Here is a 19368-nt window from a genome sequence, read left to right as displayed (position 1 = left end):
GTGCCGGTCGCGCGGAATGCTTTATCCTTGGCCGCGGCCGCGCGCTTCCGGGCCGCGCCGACACGTTTCGATTCACGCGTTCAACCCCGCCATGTCCGACTCCGCTTCCACCCAAGCCGCCCAACTGCGCCACCATTTCGCGCACGTCATCCTGCCGATCTGGCAGGGTTCGGGGTTCGACCGCACGATGCAGCTGCCGTTCGAGGCCGTCGATCCGGCCACCCATGCGCCGCTGCCCGTCACGCGCTATCGCGCGATGGCCTGCGCACGGCAGCTGTTCGTATTCGCGCAGGCGGGCGAGGCCGGCCACGCGGCAACCCTGTTCGATGCATTGTGCCGGCGCTTCCGCGACACTCGCCACGGCGGCTGGCACTTCAGCATCGACGCGGCCGGCGCGCCGCTCGACACGACCAAGGACCTGTACACGCATGCGTTCATCGTGTTCGCGTGCGCCGCCCATTACGCGGCGTCGGGCGAGCGCGCCGCGCGCACGGCCGCCGAGGACACCGCCGCGCTGATCCAGGACCGCTTCGCGCCGCAGCGCGGCAGCGCATTGCTCGACGCCGCGCGTCACGACGATTTCTCGTCGTCGGGCAACGGCCCGCTGCAGAACCCGCTGATGCATCTGACGGAAGCGTGGCTCGCCGCGGCCGACGCGTTCGGCGACACGGCGTTCGACGACGCGCTCGGCCGGACCGCGCAGGCGGTGGAGCACGCGTTCGTCGACACGGCAACCGGCTGCATCGCCGAGCTGCCGCTCGGCGCGGCGGACAACCGCTTCGAGCCGGGACATCAATTCGAATGGTTCTATCTGGCCGACGCGGCCGGCGCGCGCGTCGCGCACACCGGCCTGCGCGATGCGCTCGCGCGGGCCTTCGTGTTTGCCGAGCGGCACGGCGTCGATCCGCTGACGGGCGGCGTCAGCGCCGCGCTCGACGCGCAGGGCGCGTGCCTCGACGGCACGCAGCGGATCTGGGCGCAGACCGAATACCTGCGCGCGCTTGCGACGCACGGCGGCACGCCGGCGTCCGCGCCGCTCGCGACGCAGGCCGCGCGCTTCGCCGCGCGCTTCCTGCATCCGCGCGGCTGGTTCGAGTGCAAGACGGCCGACGGGCAGGTGTCGCGCGCCGACATGCCGTCGACGACGCCCTACCACCTCGCGACCGCTTACGCGGCGCTGCCTTCCGGCGCGTAAGCCGGCGCGGCATATGACGGCGCGGCGCGCTCGCCGCGCGCGCCGCCCACCTCGAACACCGACACGGCCTGCATCAGGTGCGTGGTCTGGTCGTTCAGCGATGCCGCCGCCGCCGCGACCTGCTCGACCAGCGCCGCGTTCTGCTGGGTCAGCTGGTCCATCTGCGTGACGGCCTGGTTCACCTGCTCGATCCCGACGCTCTGCTCGACCGATGCCGACGTGATCTCGGTCATCGTCTGCGCGACGCGCGAGATCGACGTCGACACCGTGCGCATCGCTTCACCCGCGCGCTCGACGAGCGCCGCGCCGCCGTTGATCTGCGCGACCGAATCCTCGATCAGCGACTTGATTTCCTTCGCCGACTGCGCGCTGCGCTGCGCGAGCGAGCGCACCTCGCCCGCGACCACCGCGAAGCCGCGGCCCTGCTCGCCCGCGCGCGCGGCCTCCACCGCCGCGTTCAGCGCGAGGATGTTGGTCTGGAACGCGATCCCGTCGATCACCGAGATGATTTCCGCGATGCGGCCCGAGCTCTGCGCGATGCCGCGCATCTTGTCGATCACGCTGTCGACCACGCCGCCGCCGTGGCTGGTCGCCTTGAGCGCCTCGTCGGCCAGCTGGCTCGCGGCGCGCGCGCTGTCGGTGTTCTGCCGCACGGTCGCGGTCAGCTCCTCCATGCTCGCGGCGGTTTCCTCGAGCGACGCGGCCTGCGTGCCGGTGCGCGCCGACAGGTCGGCATTGCCGCCGGCGATCTCGCCCGCGCCGAGGTGGATCGCATCCGACGCCTGGCGCACGGTCCGCACGGTGTCCGCGAGGCTCGCCTGCATCGTCGCGAGGCCGCGCAGCATCCGGTCGATCTCGTACACGCCGCCCGCGTGGACCGTCTCGTCGAGGCGGCCCTGCGCGATCCGTTCGAAATGGAGGCCGGCCTCGTCGAGCGGCGCGACGACCGCGCGCCGCGCGGCCGCGTAGATCGCCACGCTGCTCGCCAGCATCGCGACCAGCAGCACGATGCTCACCCACTTGAACCACGCCATGCCGCCGTCGATCGTGTCGAGCGCCGAGCGGCTCGATGCGCTGCCGTAGTCGACGAAACGGTGCAGCTCGGTCAGGTATGTGTCCTGGAAGCCCTGGGTCGGCTGGTCGAGGAACGCCTGGATGTTGTCCGCCTGGAGGAACTGCACGAGTTCCGCGAGCGCCGCGTGGAACTTCTGGTAGCGCTCGCCGAGCGCCGCGACGCGCGCGCGGTTCTCGTCGTCGATCGCCGGCACGGCGTTCAGCCGCGCGAACGCCTTGTCCGCTTCGGCCAGCGATTCGCTCGCGTGGCGCAGGATGTCTTCCGGCTTCGGGCCGCCGCGCACCATCCGCGTGCCGGCGCGCGACAGGTTGACGCGCGCGTCGAGCAGGCGCTCGGCCGCCTGGTTCGCCGCGCCGACCTGCGCGATCGCGACGTTCGACAGATCGTCGACGCCGGCGCGCGTGGACGCGAGCGACCAGAAGCCGAGCCCCTCGACGGCGATCAGAAAGAGGCAGAACACGGCCAACACGCCGAGCAGGCCCGACGCGAGCTTGATTTTGCTGAACATGGAGATTCCTGAAACACCGACGATGCGGCAAACCCCGGCGTTAGCGGCATTTCCGGGGCGGACTTTAGGTGTCGGCGAAGAAATCGCGCAAATGACGGGGAATGCCGGCATTCGGCGCAATAATCGCGCCCGCACGACATCGCCATTTGCAAGAAACGCGGACGAATCTCCTTGCTTATCCACGCCCCCCTTCCTAGAGTTCAGCGCAAGCGGCCACTCATTGCGAGGAATGTCGATGACCGACATCGTGGATCACGCCCGCGGCGCATTGCGGGCGCAACCGTTCAGCATGCTGCTCGGCACGGAGCTGATGCACATCGGCGAGCACGAAGTGTCGCTGTGCCTGCCCGTGCGCGACGAGTTGCGGCAGCAGCACGGCTACGTGCACGGCGGCGTCATCAGCTATCTCGCCGACAACGCGCTGACGTTCGCCGGCGCGCTCGCGCTCGGGCCGCGCGTGATCACGGCCGAATACAAGATCAACTACCTGCGCCCGGCGGTGAACGGCACGCTCGTCGCGCGCGCGAAGCTCGTCTACGCCGGGCGGCAGCAGGCCACCTGCCAGTGCCACGTGTTCGTGATCGACGGCGATCACGAGCGGCTCGTCGCGATCGCACAGGGCACCATCAATCGCGTGGGCGACGGGAAGGTGCCGGGGGCGCCGGAGGAAACGGCCTGAGCGATCAAGGATGCGAACAAGCGGCCGCGGCGAATGCGCGGCGCATTTCGTTCTAACGTTTCATCGCGGCGAGATGGACTGCATCGCGCTCGCGCCGACCGACCGCGACGACCAGCACGATGACCTCCGTGTCGCGCACTTCGTACACAAGTCGGTAGCCGGCACTGCGCAGCTTGATCTTGTAGCGATCCGGGTGGCCGTGCAGCTTTGCCGAGGGGATGCGAGGATTTTCGAGCCGCTCGGCGAGTTTGGATTTGAACTGGTCGCGAACGGTGCGATCAAGCTTCTTCCACTCTCTCAATGCAGGTTCGAGAAAGGCGAGTTCAAAGGTCATTCAGCTTGACCTTGACAGCCTTCTCCTTGACACGCGTATCAGCCAGCGCGTTGTCTTCGATATCCTCCAGACGTTCGAGCATCGCCTCCCAAGTCTTCGCCGGGATGCAATAGAACGCCGGTTCGTTGTGGTTCAGGATCGCCACCGGGAAACCCTCTCCCGCCGCGACAGTTCCCATCGGGTTCCGCTTCAGTTCGGAAACGCTCGCCGTGACGTTTGCCAGGATGGTGTGGGGCATTTCGGCTCCTTCTTCAATTGAGGGTCGATTGCACCTCTTTTAGCACCAAATTTAGCACCAAAATTGGACCCATGGCTTACGCTCACCCCGTGAACCACCGACGTATGGACGCGCCTACTCCGTCCCACCATCCGTCAACGGCAGGAAGCGCGGCGCAACGCGCGCCCGCACGACGCCTTGCGCGTCGGTCTCGTAAATCCCGCGCGCCACGTTATGCGGATGCTTCGCCGCCTCCGCCACACTCAACACCGGCGCGAAGCACGCATCGGTGCCTTCCAGCAGCGCGCGCCAGTGCGTTGACGGCTGCCGCGCGAACACCTCCGCGAAACGCGCCTTCAGCGCCGGCCAGCGCGCGCGGTCGTACTGCGACGCCGGATCGACGTCCGTCAGCCCCAGCCGTTCGACCAGCAACGCGTAGAACGGCGGCTCGAGCGCGCCGATCGTCACGCATTCGCCGTCCGCGCAGCGGTACACGTCGTAGAACGGCGCGTCGTGGAACAAGCTCGGCTGCGCGCCGTCGAGCTGGCCGTTCGCGCGCGCCCACAGCGCGAGCGTGCCGAGCATCGCAACGATGTCGACGATCGCGCCGTCGACCACCCGCCCCGGGCCGCCCGCGCGCACGTCGAACAGCGCGCAGACGATGCCGAACGCCAGCCCGAGCGCGCCGCCCGCATCGCCGACGACGGTCGGCGGCAGGCCCGGCCGGCCGTCGCACGGCGCAGCGAGCGACAGCAGGCCCGTCAGCGCGACGTAGTTCAGGTCGTGCCCGGCAGCCGCGGCCAGCGGGCCCGTCTGGCCCCAGCCGGTCATCCGGCCGTACACGAGCCGCGGGTTGTGACGCGCGCAATCGGCCGGGCCGAGGCCGAGCCGCTCCATCACGCCGGGCCGCAGCCCTTCGATCAGCGCGTCGGCGCGGGCAATCAGCACGAATGCTTCGTCGCGCCCGGCCGGCGATTTCAGGTCGAGCGGCACGATCGTCTTGCCTTCGCGCAGCACGTCGCCGTCGCGGGCCTGCAGCGCGTCCGGCGCGCTCGTGCGGCCCGCCGGGCGCGCGATCAGCGTGACCTGCGCACCCATCCCGGCGAGGATCCGGCCCGCGAGCGGGCCGGGGCCGAGGCCTTCGAATTCGACGACGTGGACGCCTTTCAACGGCGCATCGAGCGGCATGCGGTTCTCCATGCTTGGCGGTCGGATGGCGTTCGCGACGCCCCCTCAAATGAAAAATCCCTGCTCGGCGGGGCTCGCTTCGCAGGGATCGGTCAGCCGTCGTACGGACGGGCGGACGGGCTAACGCGCCGGAACCGGCACGCGTCAGAACGCATCCCCCGGCACACGCACCCAGCCTTCCATCAGCACGCGCGCGCTGCGGCTCATGATCGCCTTGGTGACGGTCCATTCGCCGTTGGCCTGCTGCGCCTCGGCGCCGACGCGCAGCGTGCCCGACGGATGGCCGAAGCGCACCGCCTGGCGTTCGCCGCCGCCCGCCGCGAGGTTGACGAGCGTGCCCGGAATCGCGGCGGCCGTGCCGATCGCCACCGCCGCCGTGCCCATCATCGCGTGATGCAGCTTGCCCATCGACAGCGCGCGCACCAGCAGGTCGACGTCGCCCGCCCGCACCCGCTTGCCGCTCGATGCGACGTAGTCGGCCGGCTTCGCGACGAAGGCGATCTTCGGCGTGTGCTGCCGCGTCGCGATCTCGTCGAGCGTGTCGATCAGGCCCATGCGCAGCGCGCCGTGCGCGCGAATCGTCTCGAACATCTCGAGTGCCGTCGCATCGCCGTTGATCGCGTCCTGCAGCTCGGTGCCCGTGTAGCCGATCGCGTCGGCATCGACGAAGATCGTCGGAATCCCGGCGTTGATCATCGTCGCCTTCAGCGTGCCGACGCCCGGCACCGCGAGATCGTCGACGAGGTTGCCGGTCGGGAACATCGAGCCGCCCGCGCCTTCCTCCTCGGCGGCCGGATCCATGAACTCGAGCTGCACTTCCGCGGCCGGGAACGTGACGCCGTCGAGCTCGAAGTCGCCCGTCTCCTGCACCGCGCCGTTCGTGATCGGCACATGGGCAATGATCGTCTTGCCGATGTTCGCCTGCCAGATCCGCACGGTCGCGATGCCGTCGCGCGGCACGCGCGCCGGATCGACGAGGCCGCCGCCGATCGCGAACGGGCCGACCGCCGCCGACAGGTTGCCGCAGTTGCCGCTCCAGTCGACGAACGCCTTGTCGATCGACACCTGGCCGAACAGGTAGTCGACGTCGTGGCCGGGCCGCGTGCTCTTCGACACGATCACCGTCTTGCTGGTGCTCGACGTCGCGCCGCCCATCCCGTCGATCTGCTTGCCGTACGGATCGGGGCTGCCGATCACGCGCAGCAGCAGCGCGTCGCGCGCGGCGCCGGGCGCCTGCGCGGCCTCGGGCAGGTCCTGCAGGCGAAAGAACACGCCCTTGCTGGTGCCGCCGCGAATGTAGGTCGCGGGAATCCTGATTTGAGGGATGTGTGCCATGTCCGTGTTGTCGTAATGTGACTCGGGGCGGGGCGTCGCCGCCCCGCCGCGTGGCGCGCGTCAGCGCGCCGTCATGCCGCCTGCGACGATTCGAGGAAGTCCTGCGCGAAGCGCTGCAGCACGCCGCCCGCGTCGTAGATCGACACTTCCTCGGCCGTATCGAGCCGGCACGTGACCGGCACCGTGACGCGCTCGCCGTTCCTGCGGTGAATCACGAGCGTCAGGTCCGCGCGCGGCGTGCGCGCGCCGACCACGTCGAACGTCTCGGTGCCGTCGATGCCGAGCGTCGTCCGGTTGGTGCCCGGCTTGAACTCGAGCGGCAGCACGCCCATCCCGATCAGGTTCGTGCGGTGGATCCGCTCGAAGCCCTCGGCGACGATCACCTCGACGCCCGCGAGCCGCACGCCCTTCGCGGCCCAGTCGCGCGACGAGCCCTGGCCGTAGTCGGCGCCCGCGATCACGATCAACGGCTGCTTGCGATTCATGTACGTCTCGATCGCTTCCCACATCCGCATCACCGTGCCGTCCGGCTCGACGCGTGCGAGCGAGCCCTTCTTCACCGCGCCGTCGACCACCGCCATCTCGTTGACGAGCGTCGGGTTCGCGAAGGTCGCACGCTGCGCGGTCAGGTGGTCTCCCCGGTGCGTCGCGTACGAGTTGAAGTCTTCTTCCGGCAGGCCCATCTTCGCGAGGTATTCGCCGGCCGCGCTGTTCGCGAGGATCGCGTTCGACGGCGACAGGTGGTCGGTCGTGATGTTGTCGCCGAGCACCGCGAGCGGGCGCATCCCCTTGAGCGTACGCTCGCCGGCGAGCGCCCCTTCCCAGTACGGCGGCCGGCGAATGTACGTGCTCTGCGCGCGCCAGTCGTACAGCGGCGCCGCGCGCTCGCCCGCATCGGCCACGCGCGCGAACATCGGCTCGTAGACCTTGCGGAACTGCTCGGGCTTCACGCTCGACGCGACGATCGCATCGATCTCCTCGTCGGTCGGCCAGATGTCCTTCAGCGTGACGGGCTTGCCGTCCTGGTCGTGGCCGAGCACGTCCTTCTCGATGTCGAAGCGGATCGTGCCTGCGATCGCATACGCGACGACGAGCGGCGGCGACGCGAGGAACGCCTGCTTCGCATACGGATGGATGCGGCCGTCGAAGTTGCGGTTGCCGGACAGCACGGCGGTCGCGTACAGGTCGCGATCGACGATCTCCTGCTGGATCTTCGGATCGAGCGCGCCCGACATCCCGTTGCAGGTCGTGCACGCGAACGCGACGATGCCGAAGCCGAGCTTCTCGAGTTCCGGCAGCAGGTTCGCTTCTTCCAGATACAGTTCGACCGCCTTGGAACCCGGCGCGAGCGAGCTCTTCACCCACGGCTTGCGCGTGAGGCCGCGCGCGTTCGCGTTGCGCGCGAGCAAGGCCGCTGCGATCACGTTGCGCGGGTTGCTGGTGTTCGTGCAGCTCGTGATCGCGGCGATGATCACCGCGCCGTCGGGCATCTCGCCCGCCTTCTCTTCCCATTGGCCGGCAATGCCGCGCGCGGCGAGGTCCGACGTCGGCAGCCGCTTGTGCGGGTTCGACGGGCCGGCCATGTTGCGCACCACCGACGACAGGTCGAACGTCAGCGTGCGCTCGTACTGCGCGTGGTCCAGCGTGTCGGCCCACAGGCCGGCTTCCTTCGCGTACGTCTCGACCAGCTTCACCTGCTCGTCGCTGCGGCCGGTCAGGCGCAGGTAGTCGGTCGTCTGGCCGTCGATGAAGAACATCGCGGCCGTCGCGCCGTATTCGGGCGCCATGTTCGAGATCGTCGCGCGATCGCCGAGCGTGAGGCTCGCCGCGCCCGCGCCGCGGAATTCGAGGTACGCGCCGACCACCTTTTCCTTGCGCAGGAATTCGGTCAGCGCGAGCACCACGTCGGTCGCGGTGATGCCGGGCTGGCGCTTGCCGGTCAGCTCGACGCCGACGATGTCCGGCAGCCGCATCCACGACGCGCGGCCGAGCATCACGTTCTCGGCTTCCAGCCCGCCGACGCCGATCGCGATCACGCCGAGCGCGTCGACGTGCGGCGTGTGGCTGTCGGTGCCGACGCAGGTGTCCGGATACGCGACGCCGTCCTGCGCCTGGATCACCGGCGACATCTTCTCCAGGTTGATCTGGTGCATGATGCCGTTGCCCGGCGGGATCACGTCGACGTTCTCGAACGACTGCTTCGTCCACTCGATGAAGTGGAAGCGGTCCTCGTTACGGCGATCCTCGATCGCGCGGTTCTTCGCGAACGCGTCCGGATCGAAGCCGCCGCACTCGACGGCGAGCGAGTGGTCGACGATCAGCTGCACCGGCACGACCGGGTTCACCTTCGCCGGGTCGCCGCCGCGCTCGGCGATCGCGTCGCGCAGGCCCGCGAGATCGACGAGCGCCGTCTGGCCGAGGATGTCATGGCACACGACGCGCGCCGGGAACCACGGGAAATCGCGTTCGCGCTTGCGCTCGATGATCTGTTTCAGCGAATCGGCGAGGATCGCCGGATCGCAGCGGCGCACGAGATTCTCGGCGAGCACGCGCGACGTGTACGGCAGCGTGTCGTAGGCGCCGGGCGCGATCGCGTCGACCGCGGCGCGCGCGTCGAAATAATCCAGCGACGTGCCGGGCAGGGGTTTGCGGTAGGCGGTATTCATGATATGGGGGAAAGCTGGGAATTCATGAGCGGGGGAAGCCGACCGGCCTCCCCCGGCGCCCGATCAGCGCTTCTCGATCGGCACGAACTGCAGGTCTTCCGGACCGGTGTAGTTCGCGCTCGGGCGGATGATCTTGTTGTCGACGCGCTGCTCGATGATGTGCGCGGCCCAGCCGGACGTGCGCGAGATCACGAACAGCGGCGTGAACATCGCGGTCGGCACGCCCATCATGTGATACGACACGGCGCTGAACCAGTCGAGGTTCGGGAACATCTTCTTCGCGTCCCACATCACCGATTCGAGGCGCTCGGCGATGCTGTACAGCTTCAGGTCGCCCGCTTCCTTCGACAGCTTGTGCGCGACGCCCTTGATCACCTTGTTGCGCGGATCCGAGATCGTGTAGACCGGGTGGCCGAAGCCGATCACGACTTCCTTGTTCTCGACGCGGCGGCGGATGTCGGCTTCCGCTTCGTCCGGCGAGCGGTAGCGGCTCTGCACCTCGTACGCGACCTCGTTCGCGCCGCCGTGCTTCGGCCCGCGCAGCGCGCCGATCGCGCCGGTGATGGCCGAGTAGATGTCCGAGCCCGTGCCCGCGATCACGCGGCCCGTGAACGTCGACGCGTTGAACTCGTGCTCCGCGTACAGGATCAGCGACGTGTGCATCGCGTCGACCCACGACTTCGACGGCGCCTTGCCGTGCAGCAGGTGCAGGAAGTGGCCGCCGATCGAGTCGTCGTCGGTTTCGGTCTCGATGCGCTTGCCGTTGTGCGAGAAGTGATACCAGTACAGCAGGATCGAACCGAGCGATGCCATCAGGCGGTCGGCGATGTCGCGCGCGCCCGGCAGGTTGTGGTCGTCCTTCTCCGGCAGCACCGTGCCGAGCACCGACACGCCCGTGCGCATCACGTCCATCGGGTGCGCGGACGCCGGGATCTGCTCGAGCGCCGCCTTCAGCGCGTTCGGCAGGCCGCGCAGCGCGCGCAGCTTGGCCTTGTAGGCGGCCAGCTCGGTCAGGTTCGGCAGCGTTTCGTGCACGAGCAGGTGGGCGATTTCCTCGAACTCGCACGACTCCGCGACGTCGAGGATGTCGTAGCCGCGATAGTGCAGGTCGTTGCCGGTCTTCCCGACCGTGCAGAGAGCCGTGTTGCCGGCCGTCACGCCCGACAGCGCGACCGACTTCTTCGGCTTGAAGGCGCCTGCGGCGGCCGGTGCTGCTGCGTCTTTCGTCTCGCTCATGCTTTCATTCTCCATTTTGTCGGCCAGTGCTGGCGCTTCAGCGCCTGCTTTGGCCCCATGCAATGCTCAGATTCGTGTCTCGTGGGGAGGGGGCGCGGGTTACTTCTTGCCCTGCGCGAACAGCTCGTCGAGCTTCTGCTCGTAGGCGTGATAGCCGAGATAGTCGTACAGCTCGGCGCGCGTTTGCATCGTCGGCACGGCAGCCTTCTGCGTGCCGTCGCGGCGCAGCGTCTCGTAGAAATTCAGCGCGGCCTTGTTCATCGCGCGATACGCGCCGCAGCAATACAGCGCGATGTCGACGTTCGCCTCGCGCAGTTCGTCGAGCGTGAACAGCGGCGTCGAGCCGAATTCGGTCAGGTTCGCGAGGATCGGCACCTTCACCGCGGCCTTGAAGCGGCGATAGTCGTCGAGCGTCTTCATCGCTTCCGGGAAGATCATGTCCGCGCCGGCCTCGACATAGGCCACCGCGCGCTCGATCGCCGAGTCGATCCCTTCGGCGGCGGCCGCATCGGTGCGCGCCATGATCACGAACTGATCGTCGGTACGCGCATCGACCGCGGCCTTGACGCGATCGACCATCTCTTCGATCGGCACGACTTCCTTGCCCGGACGGTGGCCGCAGCGCTTCTGGCCGACCTGGTCCTCGAGGTGCACGGCGGCGACGCCGGCCTTGATGAACGAGCGGACCGTGCGCGCGATGTTGAACGCGCCGCCCCAGCCCGTATCGATATCGACGAGCAGCGGCAGGTCGGTCGCGTTGGTGATCCGGTTCGCGTCGATCAGCACGTCTTCCATCGTGCTGATGCCGAGATCGGGGATGCCGAGCGAATTCGCGGCGACGCCGCCGCCCGACAGGTAGACGGCCTTGAAGCCGACGGCCTGGGCCATCTTGGCCGCGTAGGCGGTGATCGCGCCGACCACCTGCAGCGGCTGCTCGGCCGCGACTGCCGCACGGAATTTCGCGCCGGCGCTTTGAAGATGCGTATTGCTCATGAACGGCCTCCTGATGGAACGTCCGTTGAAACAGCAAATACCGGGCCAGCTCGCGTGCCGGCGCTAACTCACTGATTCTTAAGCAACCGACCGGTGGCCTGGCTGGCCCGGTGATTTCAAATCAGAAACCCGTGGTTCCAAAACTGAAATCCAACGCGCATAATCGGCCGTCATGGACATCTCCGCGATCAAGCTCGGCGGCCCGGCCGAGCGCACCGTGCGGCCACGCGTGTGGGCCATGGGCATCAGCCGCCTGCGGGATCTCTTTCGCGAGATCGCCGGCGAATTCGACGAGCGCGCCGACGTGCGGATCGTGTCGCGCGCGTACGAGGAAGCGCTCAACGCGATCGCCGAGGCCGGCGCCGCGCGGCCCGACGTGATCGTCGCGGCCGGCTCGAACGGCGGCTTCCTGAAGACCCGCGCGCAGGTGCCGGTCGTGGTCGTCACGCCCACCGGCTTCGACGTGATGCAGGCACTCGCCCGCGCCCGGCGCGACGCGTCGCGGATCGCGCTCGTCAGCGCAGGCGAGACGCCGCCCGAAGTGCGCCGCTTCGTCGCCGCGTACGGCCTCGACGTGGAGTTTGCGTCATATCAGTCCGCGCAGGAAGCGGAATCGTGCGTGCACGAATTGCGCGACCGCGGCATCGAGACGATCGTCGGCCCGGGGCTCGTCACCGATCTCGCGGCGAGCGTCGGCATGGGCGCCGTGTTCCTGTATTCGCACGCCTCGGTGCGCAAGGCGATCGACACCGCACTCGAAGTCGCGTACGCGACGCATGCCGAGGCGCTGCGCCGCCAGCGCCTCGACAACCTGCTCCAGCACCTGCGCGACGGCGTCGTCGCGCTCGATGCGCGCGGCCGCGTCGAGGCGATCAACGAGCGGCTCGCGCTCGCGCTCGGGGTCGAACCCGCGGCGGCCGTCGGCCGCGCGCTCATCGACCTGACGCCGGAGCTGCGCACGCTGCGCGGCGACGACGGCGATGCGCTCGCGACCGTGCGCGGCGTGCGCTACGTCGTGCATCGCGGGCCGCTCGTCGATCGCGGCGTCACGTCGGGCAGTGTGCTGACGTTCCAGGAATCGCGCGCGGTCGAACGGCTCGACCGTGCGCTGCGTTCGCAGCCGAACACGCAGCAGTTCGCGGCGCGCTACACGCTCGACGACGTGGTCGGCGCGTCCGCGCCGATGGCGCGCGTGCGCGACCTCGTGCGCCGCTACGCGAAATCCGATGCGACCGTGCTCGTGCTCGGCGAAAGCGGCACCGGCAAGGAGATGATCGCGCAGAGCCTGCACGCGCTGTCCGCGCGGCGCAGCTACCCGTTCGTCGCGATCAACTGCGGCGCGTTTCCGGAGGCGTTGCTCGAAAGCGAGCTGTTCGGCTACGAGGAAGGCGCGTTCACCGGCGCGCGGCGCGGCGGCAAGACGGGCCTGTTCGAGGCCGCGCACCGCGGCACGCTGTTCCTCGACGAGATCGGCGAGATGCCGCCGTCGCTGCAGAGCCGGCTGCTGCGCGTGCTGCAGGAGCGCGAGGTGATCCGCCTCGGGTCGACCGAGCCGATCCGCATCGACGTGCGCGTGATCGCCGCGACGCACCGCCCGCTGCTCGCGGCCGTCGAGGACGGCACGTTCCGCGCGGATCTCTATTACCGGCTCAACATCCTGAACGTCGGCCTGCCGCCGCTGCGCGAGCGCCCGGCCGACATTCCCGCGCTCGCGGCCGCGCTGCTGGTGCAGGCCGCGCGGCGCGAAGCGCGGCTCGCGGACAGCCTGCGCGATGCCGGCGACGCGGCGCGCGTGCTCGACGCGACGCAGCCGATCCTGATGCGCTACCGGTGGCCCGGCAACGTGCGAGAACTGCAGAACGTGATCGAGCGGATCGCGGTGGAGCTGGCGGAGGAAGCGGACGCCGACGCCGGCCGGACGGGTGCGGCCGGCATGCTCGCGCCGGACGCGCTGCGGGTCATCGCGCCGGAACTGTTCGCGGTGCCGGCCGACGCCGCCGCGGACGACGCACCGACGCTGCAGGCGCGCCGCCGCCGCGCGGAAGCCGACGAAATCCGCGCGGCGCTCGACGCATGCGGCGGCGATCGCGACCGCGCATGCGCGATGCTCGGCATCAGCAAGACGACGATGTGGCGGAAATTGTCGGGCAGGTAGGCGCGGGACTGCCCGGCATGCGCCGCGTCACTGCGCGGCGCGCGTGCGCTGCAGCTGCTCGCCGAGCCCTTCGACGCCGAGCCGCACCGTCTGCCCCGGCTTCAGGTACACCGGCGCCGGCTTGATGCCCATCCCGACGCCCGGCGGCGTGCCGGTCGTGATCACGTCGCCCGGCTGCAGGCTCGTGCAGCGCGACAGGTACGCGATCAGCTGCGCGACCGTGAACACCATCGTGCGCGTGTTGCCCTTCTGGTAGCGATGGCCGTCGACCTCGAGCCACAGGTCGAGCTGCTGCGGATCGGGCACGTCGTCGCGCGTGACGAGCCACGGGCCGATCGGGCCGAACGTGTCGAAGCCCTTGCCCTTGTCCCACTGGCCGCCGCGCTCGATCTGCCATTCGCGTTCGGACACGTCGTTGACGACGCAATAGCCCGCGACGCAGTCGAGCGCGCGCGCCTCGTCGACGTCCTTGCACGCGGTGCCGATCACCACACCCAGCTCGACTTCCCAATCGGTCTTCACCGAGCCTTTCGGAATGTCGATGCCGTCGTTCGGGCCGCACACCGAGCTCGTCCACTTGCCGAACACGACCGGCTCCTTCGGCACGGGCATCCCTGCTTCGGCCGCGTGATCGGCATAGTTCAGGCCGATGCCGATGAACTTGCCGATCCGTCCGACGCACGGGCCGATGCGCGGCTCGCCGGATACGAGCGGCAGCGTCGCCGGATCGATGGCGCGCAGCCGCGCGAGGCCGGCATCGGACAGCACGTCGCCGGCGAGATCCGCCACGTGTGCCGACAGATCGCGAATCCGGCCGTCCGCGTCGAGCATGCCGGGTTTTTCCTGGCCGAGGGGGCCATAGCGAAGCAGTTTCATCGAACTCAACCTCTCTTATCGGATGGGACAGGATACCGACGCACGCGGCAGCGTGCCGCGAAGCGCCGGAGTCACGCGTCGATCGCCGATCTTTGTACCACCTGCGGCCGGCCGCGAAATGACGCGCGACGCATACCGACTATTGCAGCGCGCGCTGGCGTTGCGACGCAGCATCGCGGCCGTCGCTTCCGGCCCCATCTCATTGATTCATCATACGAAACAAATGTGCATTTTATTTCCATATTTGTCATCGAGATGGCCTATCATCCTTTCCTGTTTAGTAACGATCGGTAAAAAGACGCCGCATTAATTCCAAATTGTTTGTTGTTATGCTCGACCGAAGTGCGCTCACCGACAGCCGCGAGCTTTGCATATGGGCGTTGCAAAGCCGTCATGCGTGTTCTGTCAACCGATCGTGAGCATTTCACCGACCCACGATACCAACGCAATGCAGATCATCAATGACCGCCTCCCCGTTGACGACGCCCACGGAGACGGCGGGGGACTTGAACGCTATCGCGCCCCCGCGCTCGACAAGGGGCTCGACATCCTCGAGTTGCTGTCCGAGCAGAAGGAAGGGCTCACCCGCACGGAAATCACGAAGGAACTCGGCCGCAACGCGAGCGAGATCTACCGGATGCTTGAACGCCTGGTCGCGCGCCGCTACGTGATGCGCTCCACGGGCGGCGACCGCTACACGCTCAGCCTCAAGCTGTTCGCGCTCGCGCATCGCCATCCGCCGATGAACCGCCTGATTGCCGAAGCGCTGCCGCCGATGCAGCGGTTCGCCGATCTGGCCGAGCAATCCTGCCACCTGTCCGTCTACGATCGCGGCAACCTGCTCGTGATCGCGCAGGTGGACGCGCCCGGCCAGTGGGGCGTGTCGGTGCGGCTCGGCTCGCGCATCGGGCTGGCCGATTCCACGTCGGGCCGCGTGCTGCTGGCGTTCCAGTCGTCCGAGCACCGCGCGACTATGCTGACCGAGCATCGCAAGGGCAGGGGCGACGCGCCGCTGAACGAGCAGGAACTCGCGCAGGCATGCCAGACGATCCGCCAGGACGGCTTCGTGTGCCAGGACAATCAACAGGCGTTCGGCATCACGGACCTCGGCGCGCCGATTCTCGGCCCGTCCGGCCACGCGATCGCCGCGCTGACCTGCCCGTACATGCGCCGCATCGATACGAGCACGGCCCCCTCCATCGACGAGGCGCTCGAGCGGCTGCGCGCCGCCGCCGCGACACTGTCGATGGGCCGCGCCGGCGCGAACTGACGGGCGGCCGCGCGTACCACTGCGACGCCGGTGCGATGCCGGCGCCGCGGTGGCATCGCGCGCGCCGCTTCCGGCATGGCGGCTACGCTAAAATAGCGGCCCTCTCCAAAACTACGGCGGCCGGCCATGCCGGCGGCCGTGTCTGATGAATGTCATGGCCAAACTTCTGAGCGATCTCGAATTCCAGCGTTTCTCCGAACTCCAGCAGAAGCAGGCAAGCTTCACGATCACGCCCGAAGAGGCGGACGAACTGCGCGACATCGTCGCGCGCGCGCAAAAGAAGCGCGACGACCGCGCTGCCGCGATGCAGGCGATCGAAAACTACATCGAGCAGTTCGACATCACGCCGGACGAGCTTTTCTCGCCCGAGCAGATCGGCGACGCCGCCCGCACCTACGGGCTCATCACCGCAGCCAAGAAAGAGCGCACGCTGCCGCCGTCGATCACGTTCAACGGCAAGCCGTATCAATGGACCAAGACGCTCCCGGACGACGTGCGCGGCGCGCTGTTCGACGCGTTCACGGCCGGCGAATCCGTCAAGCGCTTCATCGCGATGCCGAAGGACGGCGCGCGCTGTGCGCTGACGATCGCGCGTCTCGAGCGCGAAACGGGCGCTGTCTACGCCGACCTGCACCTTGAAGAACTCGCGATTTCGCGCGAGCAGGTGAACGACGCGGCGACGAAACTGGCCGCCTGACCCCGCGGCCGCACATGGCCGACACCGGCGCGCCGTGCTGCAATGGCCGGCGCCGCACCCATGGGAGCCCGGCGTGCGCCGGCTCCCGAAAAGCCTCACTTCATGCTCCCGCAAGCGCTCACCTGCGCATCCCGAAAGGGCTCACCTCAGCTTCCCGCAGACGCTCACCTCAGCTTCCCGAAAAGGCTCACTGTCGTCTCCTGAAAAGGCTCACCGAGGTCTCCCGAAAAGACTCACCTTGGCCTCCCGGAACGGCTCACCCAGGGCTCCCGGAGAGGCTCACCGGCCTATCCCGAAAGGGCTCACCGATGTCTCCCGAAAGCGCTCACCAGGCGTTCCCGGAAAGGCTCACTACGGCTTCCCGAAAAAGCTCACCTTTGATATTCCGGCGACGCAAAGGCATCGCGAAGCTTGCGTTGCTGCCGCTTCGCCACGCTTCAATGTCGCGGCCGGATCGTTGCCAGCGCATCGATTCAGCGTGCGGCCGATGGCGGGGCGACACCGCAGACGTCACGCGTCGGCCTGCAGCTTCATCCTGAAGCCCACGACGCCGGGTTCCTCCGTCGACGTGACCGCGAACCCGCATGCTCGCGCCAGCGAGATCATCGGCGTGTTCTCGCGCAGCGCCTCGCCGACCATCCACGGGGTGCCGCGCGACCGCGCATATTCGATGATGCGCGCCATCAGCAGACGCCCAAGCCCCTTGCCCTTCTGATCGGGCCGGATCGCGATCGCGAACTCGGTCGTCTCGTTGTCCGGATCGGTCACCGCGCGCACGGCGCCCAGCGTGTGCGACTGGCCGGCGCCGTCGTCGACCGACGCGATGAATGCCATCTCGCGGTCGTAGTCGATCTGCGTCATGCGCGCGAGCTGCGAGTGATCGAAGCTGCGCACCGCGCCGAAGAAGCGCATCCGCAGATCTTCCGGCGTCATCGCGCCGAGCAGTTCGTTGTGCGCGGCCTCGTCCTCCGGGCGGATCGGCCGGATCGTCATCGTCCCGCCCTCCCACGCGAGCGTTCGCTCGAGATGGCGCGGATACGGCATGATCGCGAGCCGGCTGCGGCCCGTCGCCAGCGTGATGCGCGGCGCCACCACCCGCACGCGATCGGGCAATACGCGCAGCGTGACCGTCATCGCGACCACTTCGCGCACGTCGCACACCACCTGCGACAGCGCGGTGAACGCGCCGAGCGCGGGTTCGACCGGCGTGCGGCGCGCGTACGGCGAGCGCTCCATCACCGCGCGTGCGAGCACGGTGTTTAGCGGCGGCAGCCCGTAGACGACGAACGGCGCCGACGCGCCGTCCGGCGGCGGCACCGCATAGCGGAAGACCGGGCCGAAGTTCGGGTCGTCGTGCATGTCGACCGTCACGTCGACGATCGCCGCATCCGGCGCGTCGCCCGGCGCCGCACCTTGCAGGCCGAAATGGGACAACCACTGCGCCGCGGCCTCGCCCGCGAGTTCGTGCTGCCCCGCTTCCACCATCCGGCGCGCCGCATCCTGCGCGGACGCGACGCACGCCGCCGGCTGCGGCGGCGTGGCCTCCGGCGTCTGCATCAACAGCTCGCGGCCGAGGTTGTAGTCGACGAGACGCGCGTACGCACGCGCGAGCCGCTGCGGCGTCGTATGCACGGGAATGCCGTTCGCATGCAGCGCGTCGCGCGTCGCCGCGTCGACCGCGCCGAAGAAACACGCGAGGATGCCGCGATGCGCATGCTGGCGCGTGTCGATCAGCATGCGCGCGACGGCGTCGGCCGGCGCGCTGTGCGACGTCGAATGCACGACGAACAGCGTGCCGGTTTGCGGAAACGGCGCAAGCGCGCGCACCACCGCGCCGAAATGCTCGGGGCGTGCGTCGTCGCCGAGCGTCAGTGGATTGGCGGGCGCGTCGAGGTGCGGCAGCGCGGCGGAGACGGCCGCCGTGGCCGCCTCAGGCCATTCGGCCAGCACGTCGCGCACCTCCGCGACGGCATCGACCGCGAGCTTCGCGACGCCCGCGTCGCTCGTCACGAGGGTCGCCGCACCACGCGCCGTGACACGGCCGACGCCGAGCGTCTCGATCTCGTCGAGCAGATCGTCGAGCGCGTCGACCCGCACCATCCCCGCGCGCTGAAACGCCGCCGTATACAGCGCATCGCCCGGATCCGCCCGGCCGGTGCGCAACGCGAGCACGGGCTTGTTGCGCGCGGCCGCACGCGCGGCCGACATGAACTTGCGCGCCGCCTGCACGGTGTCGAGCTCGAGCAGGATCGCCCGCGTGCCGGGATCGCTCGCCAGGTAGTCGAGCACGTCGCCCGCGTCGACATCGGCCTCGCCGCCCAGCGCGACGACGTGCGAAAAGCCGAGGCCGCGCGCCTGCGCCCAGCCGAGCACGGCGTTCGTCAGCGCGTTCGACTGCGACACCCAGGCGACGCCGCCGGGGCGCACCGTATAGGCCGGCGCGCCGAAATGCGCATGCCGCGCCGGCGACAGCACGCCGAGGCTGCCCGGCCCGACGATACGGAGGACGAACGGCCGCGCCGCCTTGAGCGTGCGCTCGAGCGCCGCGCGATCCGCGGCAGTGCGCACCTCGCCGACGATCACCGCGACCCGTGTGCCGAGGGCACCAAGCTTCTGCACGATGCCGGGCCAGGTCGCGGGCGGCGTGCAGATCACGGCGACCGACGGCGGCGCCGGCAGCCGGCCGACGTCCGCGACGACGGGGTAGCCGTTCAACTCGCGGTGCTTCGGGTTGACCGGCCACACGGCCCCCTGGAACGCGCCGTCGAGCACGCGCGCCCACACCATCGCGCCGATACTGCCCGCGCGCGGCGACGCACCGATGACCGCAACGGACCTGGGCTGGAACAGCGCATCGAGATGGCGAACAGTCACATCGGCTCCATACGGTAAGGAAAGACGGCCGGCCCCGGCTCGGCGAGCCGCGCGCCCGGTCGACGCGAGT

General features: G+C 69.0%; 15 protein-coding genes. 5 read left to right on the top strand and 10 right to left on the bottom strand.

The window, feature by feature from the left end:
• The first annotated feature begins 91 nt into the window (after positions 1 to 91).
• Positions 92 to 1195: an AGE family epimerase/isomerase gene (locus tag ABFO07_RS29815; protein ID WP_347469222.1), complete on the top strand. Its 1104-nt coding sequence runs from the start codon at positions 92 to 94 to the stop codon at positions 1193 to 1195.
• Here the strand turns inward: ABFO07_RS29815 and ABFO07_RS29810 are convergent.
• Positions 1168 to 2778 carry a methyl-accepting chemotaxis protein gene (locus tag ABFO07_RS29810; protein WP_347469220.1) on the bottom strand — a complete coding sequence of 537 codons (1611 nt, stop codon included), beginning with the start codon at positions 2776 to 2778 and terminating at the stop codon, positions 1168 to 1170. The two genes, ABFO07_RS29815 and ABFO07_RS29810, sit on opposite strands and share 28 nt — an antisense overlap.
• Positions 2779 to 3013: 235 nt before the next feature.
• On the opposite strand from ABFO07_RS29810, the gene ABFO07_RS29805 reads away from it, so the two are divergent.
• Complete coding sequence (locus ABFO07_RS29805) at positions 3014 to 3457, top strand: PaaI family thioesterase (protein WP_017331055.1); 444 nt, start codon at positions 3014 to 3016, stop codon at positions 3455 to 3457.
• Between the two features lie 52 nt (positions 3458 to 3509).
• On the opposite strand, the gene ABFO07_RS29800 is transcribed toward ABFO07_RS29805, so the two are convergent.
• The 7 genes from ABFO07_RS29800 to prpB all read right to left on the bottom strand — a co-directional run bounded on the left by ABFO07_RS29800 (position 3510) and on the right by prpB (position 11426).
• Positions 3510 to 3791, bottom strand: a complete 282-nt coding sequence (locus ABFO07_RS29800) for a type II toxin-antitoxin system RelE family toxin (RefSeq protein ID WP_059959708.1) — start codon at positions 3789 to 3791, stop codon at positions 3510 to 3512.
• A complete protein-coding gene (locus ABFO07_RS29795) occupies positions 3781 to 4029 on the bottom strand; it encodes a type II toxin-antitoxin system Phd/YefM family antitoxin (protein WP_059565119.1) in 249 nt (82 codons plus the stop codon). Before ABFO07_RS29795 ends, ABFO07_RS29800 begins: the two co-directional genes overlap by 11 nt.
• Before the next feature lie 114 nt (positions 4030 to 4143).
• On the bottom strand, positions 4144 to 5196 hold the full coding sequence (locus ABFO07_RS29790) for a CaiB/BaiF CoA transferase family protein (protein ID WP_347469712.1): 1053 nt from the start codon (positions 5194 to 5196) through the stop codon (positions 4144 to 4146).
• A 144-nt stretch (positions 5197 to 5340) separates the two neighbouring features.
• Positions 5341 to 6531 (bottom strand): 2-methylaconitate cis-trans isomerase PrpF, encoded by a 1191-nt coding sequence (gene prpF / locus ABFO07_RS29785; RefSeq protein WP_059801255.1) that lies wholly within the window; start codon positions 6529 to 6531, stop codon positions 5341 to 5343.
• A 71-nt stretch (positions 6532 to 6602) separates the two neighbouring features.
• A complete protein-coding gene (acnD, locus tag ABFO07_RS29780) occupies positions 6603 to 9197 on the bottom strand; it encodes a Fe/S-dependent 2-methylisocitrate dehydratase AcnD (protein ID WP_060352445.1) in 2595 nt (864 codons plus the stop codon).
• A 63-nt stretch (positions 9198 to 9260) separates the two neighbouring features.
• Positions 9261 to 10433 (bottom strand): bifunctional 2-methylcitrate synthase/citrate synthase, encoded by a 1173-nt coding sequence (prpC, locus tag ABFO07_RS29775; protein ID WP_059801251.1) that lies wholly within the window; start codon positions 10431 to 10433, stop codon positions 9261 to 9263.
• Positions 10434 to 10532: 99 nt separating this feature from the next.
• Entirely contained in the window at positions 10533 to 11426 is an 894-nt protein-coding gene (gene prpB, locus ABFO07_RS29770) for a methylisocitrate lyase (RefSeq protein ID WP_059801248.1), read from the bottom strand.
• Positions 11427 to 11598: 172 nt separating this feature from the next.
• On the opposite strand from prpB, the gene prpR reads away from it, so the two are divergent.
• Positions 11599 to 13581: a propionate catabolism operon regulatory protein PrpR gene (prpR, locus tag ABFO07_RS29765; protein WP_060017801.1), complete on the top strand. Its 1983-nt coding sequence runs from the start codon at positions 11599 to 11601 to the stop codon at positions 13579 to 13581.
• 27 nt (positions 13582 to 13608) lie between these two features.
• On the opposite strand, the gene ABFO07_RS29760 is transcribed toward prpR, so the two are convergent.
• Entirely contained in the window at positions 13609 to 14457 is an 849-nt protein-coding gene (locus tag ABFO07_RS29760; protein WP_059879352.1) for an ureidoglycolate lyase, read from the bottom strand.
• Between the two features lie 448 nt (positions 14458 to 14905).
• On the opposite strand from ABFO07_RS29760, the gene ABFO07_RS29755 reads away from it, so the two are divergent.
• Positions 14906 to 15727, top strand: a complete 822-nt coding sequence (locus ABFO07_RS29755) for an IclR family transcriptional regulator (RefSeq protein ID WP_059879349.1) — start codon at positions 14906 to 14908, stop codon at positions 15725 to 15727.
• Between the two features lie 145 nt (positions 15728 to 15872).
• The gene (locus tag ABFO07_RS29750; RefSeq protein WP_059801245.1) at positions 15873 to 16424 is read left to right on the top strand and encodes a hypothetical protein; all 552 of its coding nucleotides are present in this window, start codon (positions 15873 to 15875) and stop codon (positions 16422 to 16424) included.
• 510 nt (positions 16425 to 16934) lie between these two features.
• Here ABFO07_RS29750 and ABFO07_RS29745 read toward each other — a convergent pair.
• Positions 16935 to 19298 carry a GNAT family N-acetyltransferase gene (locus tag ABFO07_RS29745; RefSeq protein ID WP_059920307.1) on the bottom strand — a complete coding sequence of 788 codons (2364 nt, stop codon included), beginning with the start codon at positions 19296 to 19298 and terminating at the stop codon, positions 16935 to 16937.
• Positions 19299 to 19368: the final 70 nt, after the last annotated feature.

Source organism: Burkholderia stagnalis (assembly GCF_039848545.1).
Taxonomy (GTDB): domain Bacteria; phylum Pseudomonadota; class Gammaproteobacteria; order Burkholderiales; family Burkholderiaceae; genus Burkholderia; species Burkholderia stagnalis.
The sequence above is the reverse complement of the archived record's forward strand: the minus strand, read 5'-3'. Positions and strand labels throughout refer to the sequence as shown.

Excerpts from the sequence above, each read along its gene's own strand:
- ABFO07_RS29815 (WP_347469222.1), top strand. The coding sequence starts at position 92 with ATGTCCGACTCCGCTTCCACCCAAGCCGCCCAACTGCGCCACCATTTC.
- ABFO07_RS29810 (WP_347469220.1), bottom strand. The coding sequence starts at position 2,778 with ATGTTCAGCAAAATCAAGCTCGCGTCGGGCCTGCTCGGCGTGTTGGCC.
- ABFO07_RS29805 (WP_017331055.1), top strand. The coding sequence starts at position 3,014 with ATGACCGACATCGTGGATCACGCCCGCGGCGCATTGCGGGCGCAACCG.
- ABFO07_RS29800 (WP_059959708.1), bottom strand. The coding sequence starts at position 3,791 with ATGACCTTTGAACTCGCCTTTCTCGAACCTGCATTGAGAGAGTGGAAG.
- ABFO07_RS29795 (WP_059565119.1), bottom strand. The coding sequence starts at position 4,029 with ATGCCCCACACCATCCTGGCAAACGTCACGGCGAGCGTTTCCGAACTG.
- ABFO07_RS29790 (WP_347469712.1), bottom strand. The coding sequence starts at position 5,196 with ATGCCGCTCGATGCGCCGTTGAAAGGCGTCCACGTCGTCGAATTCGAA.
- prpF (WP_059801255.1), bottom strand. The coding sequence starts at position 6,531 with ATGGCACACATCCCTCAAATCAGGATTCCCGCGACCTACATTCGCGGC.
- acnD (WP_060352445.1), bottom strand. The coding sequence starts at position 9,197 with ATGAATACCGCCTACCGCAAACCCCTGCCCGGCACGTCGCTGGATTAT.
- prpC (WP_059801251.1), bottom strand. The coding sequence starts at position 10,433 with ATGAGCGAGACGAAAGACGCAGCAGCACCGGCCGCCGCAGGCGCCTTC.
- prpB (WP_059801248.1), bottom strand. The coding sequence starts at position 11,426 with ATGAGCAATACGCATCTTCAAAGCGCCGGCGCGAAATTCCGTGCGGCA.
- prpR (WP_060017801.1), top strand. The coding sequence starts at position 11,599 with ATGGACATCTCCGCGATCAAGCTCGGCGGCCCGGCCGAGCGCACCGTG.
- ABFO07_RS29760 (WP_059879352.1), bottom strand. The coding sequence starts at position 14,457 with ATGAAACTGCTTCGCTATGGCCCCCTCGGCCAGGAAAAACCCGGCATG.
- ABFO07_RS29755 (WP_059879349.1), top strand. The coding sequence starts at position 14,906 with ATGCAGATCATCAATGACCGCCTCCCCGTTGACGACGCCCACGGAGAC.
- ABFO07_RS29750 (WP_059801245.1), top strand. The coding sequence starts at position 15,873 with ATGAATGTCATGGCCAAACTTCTGAGCGATCTCGAATTCCAGCGTTTC.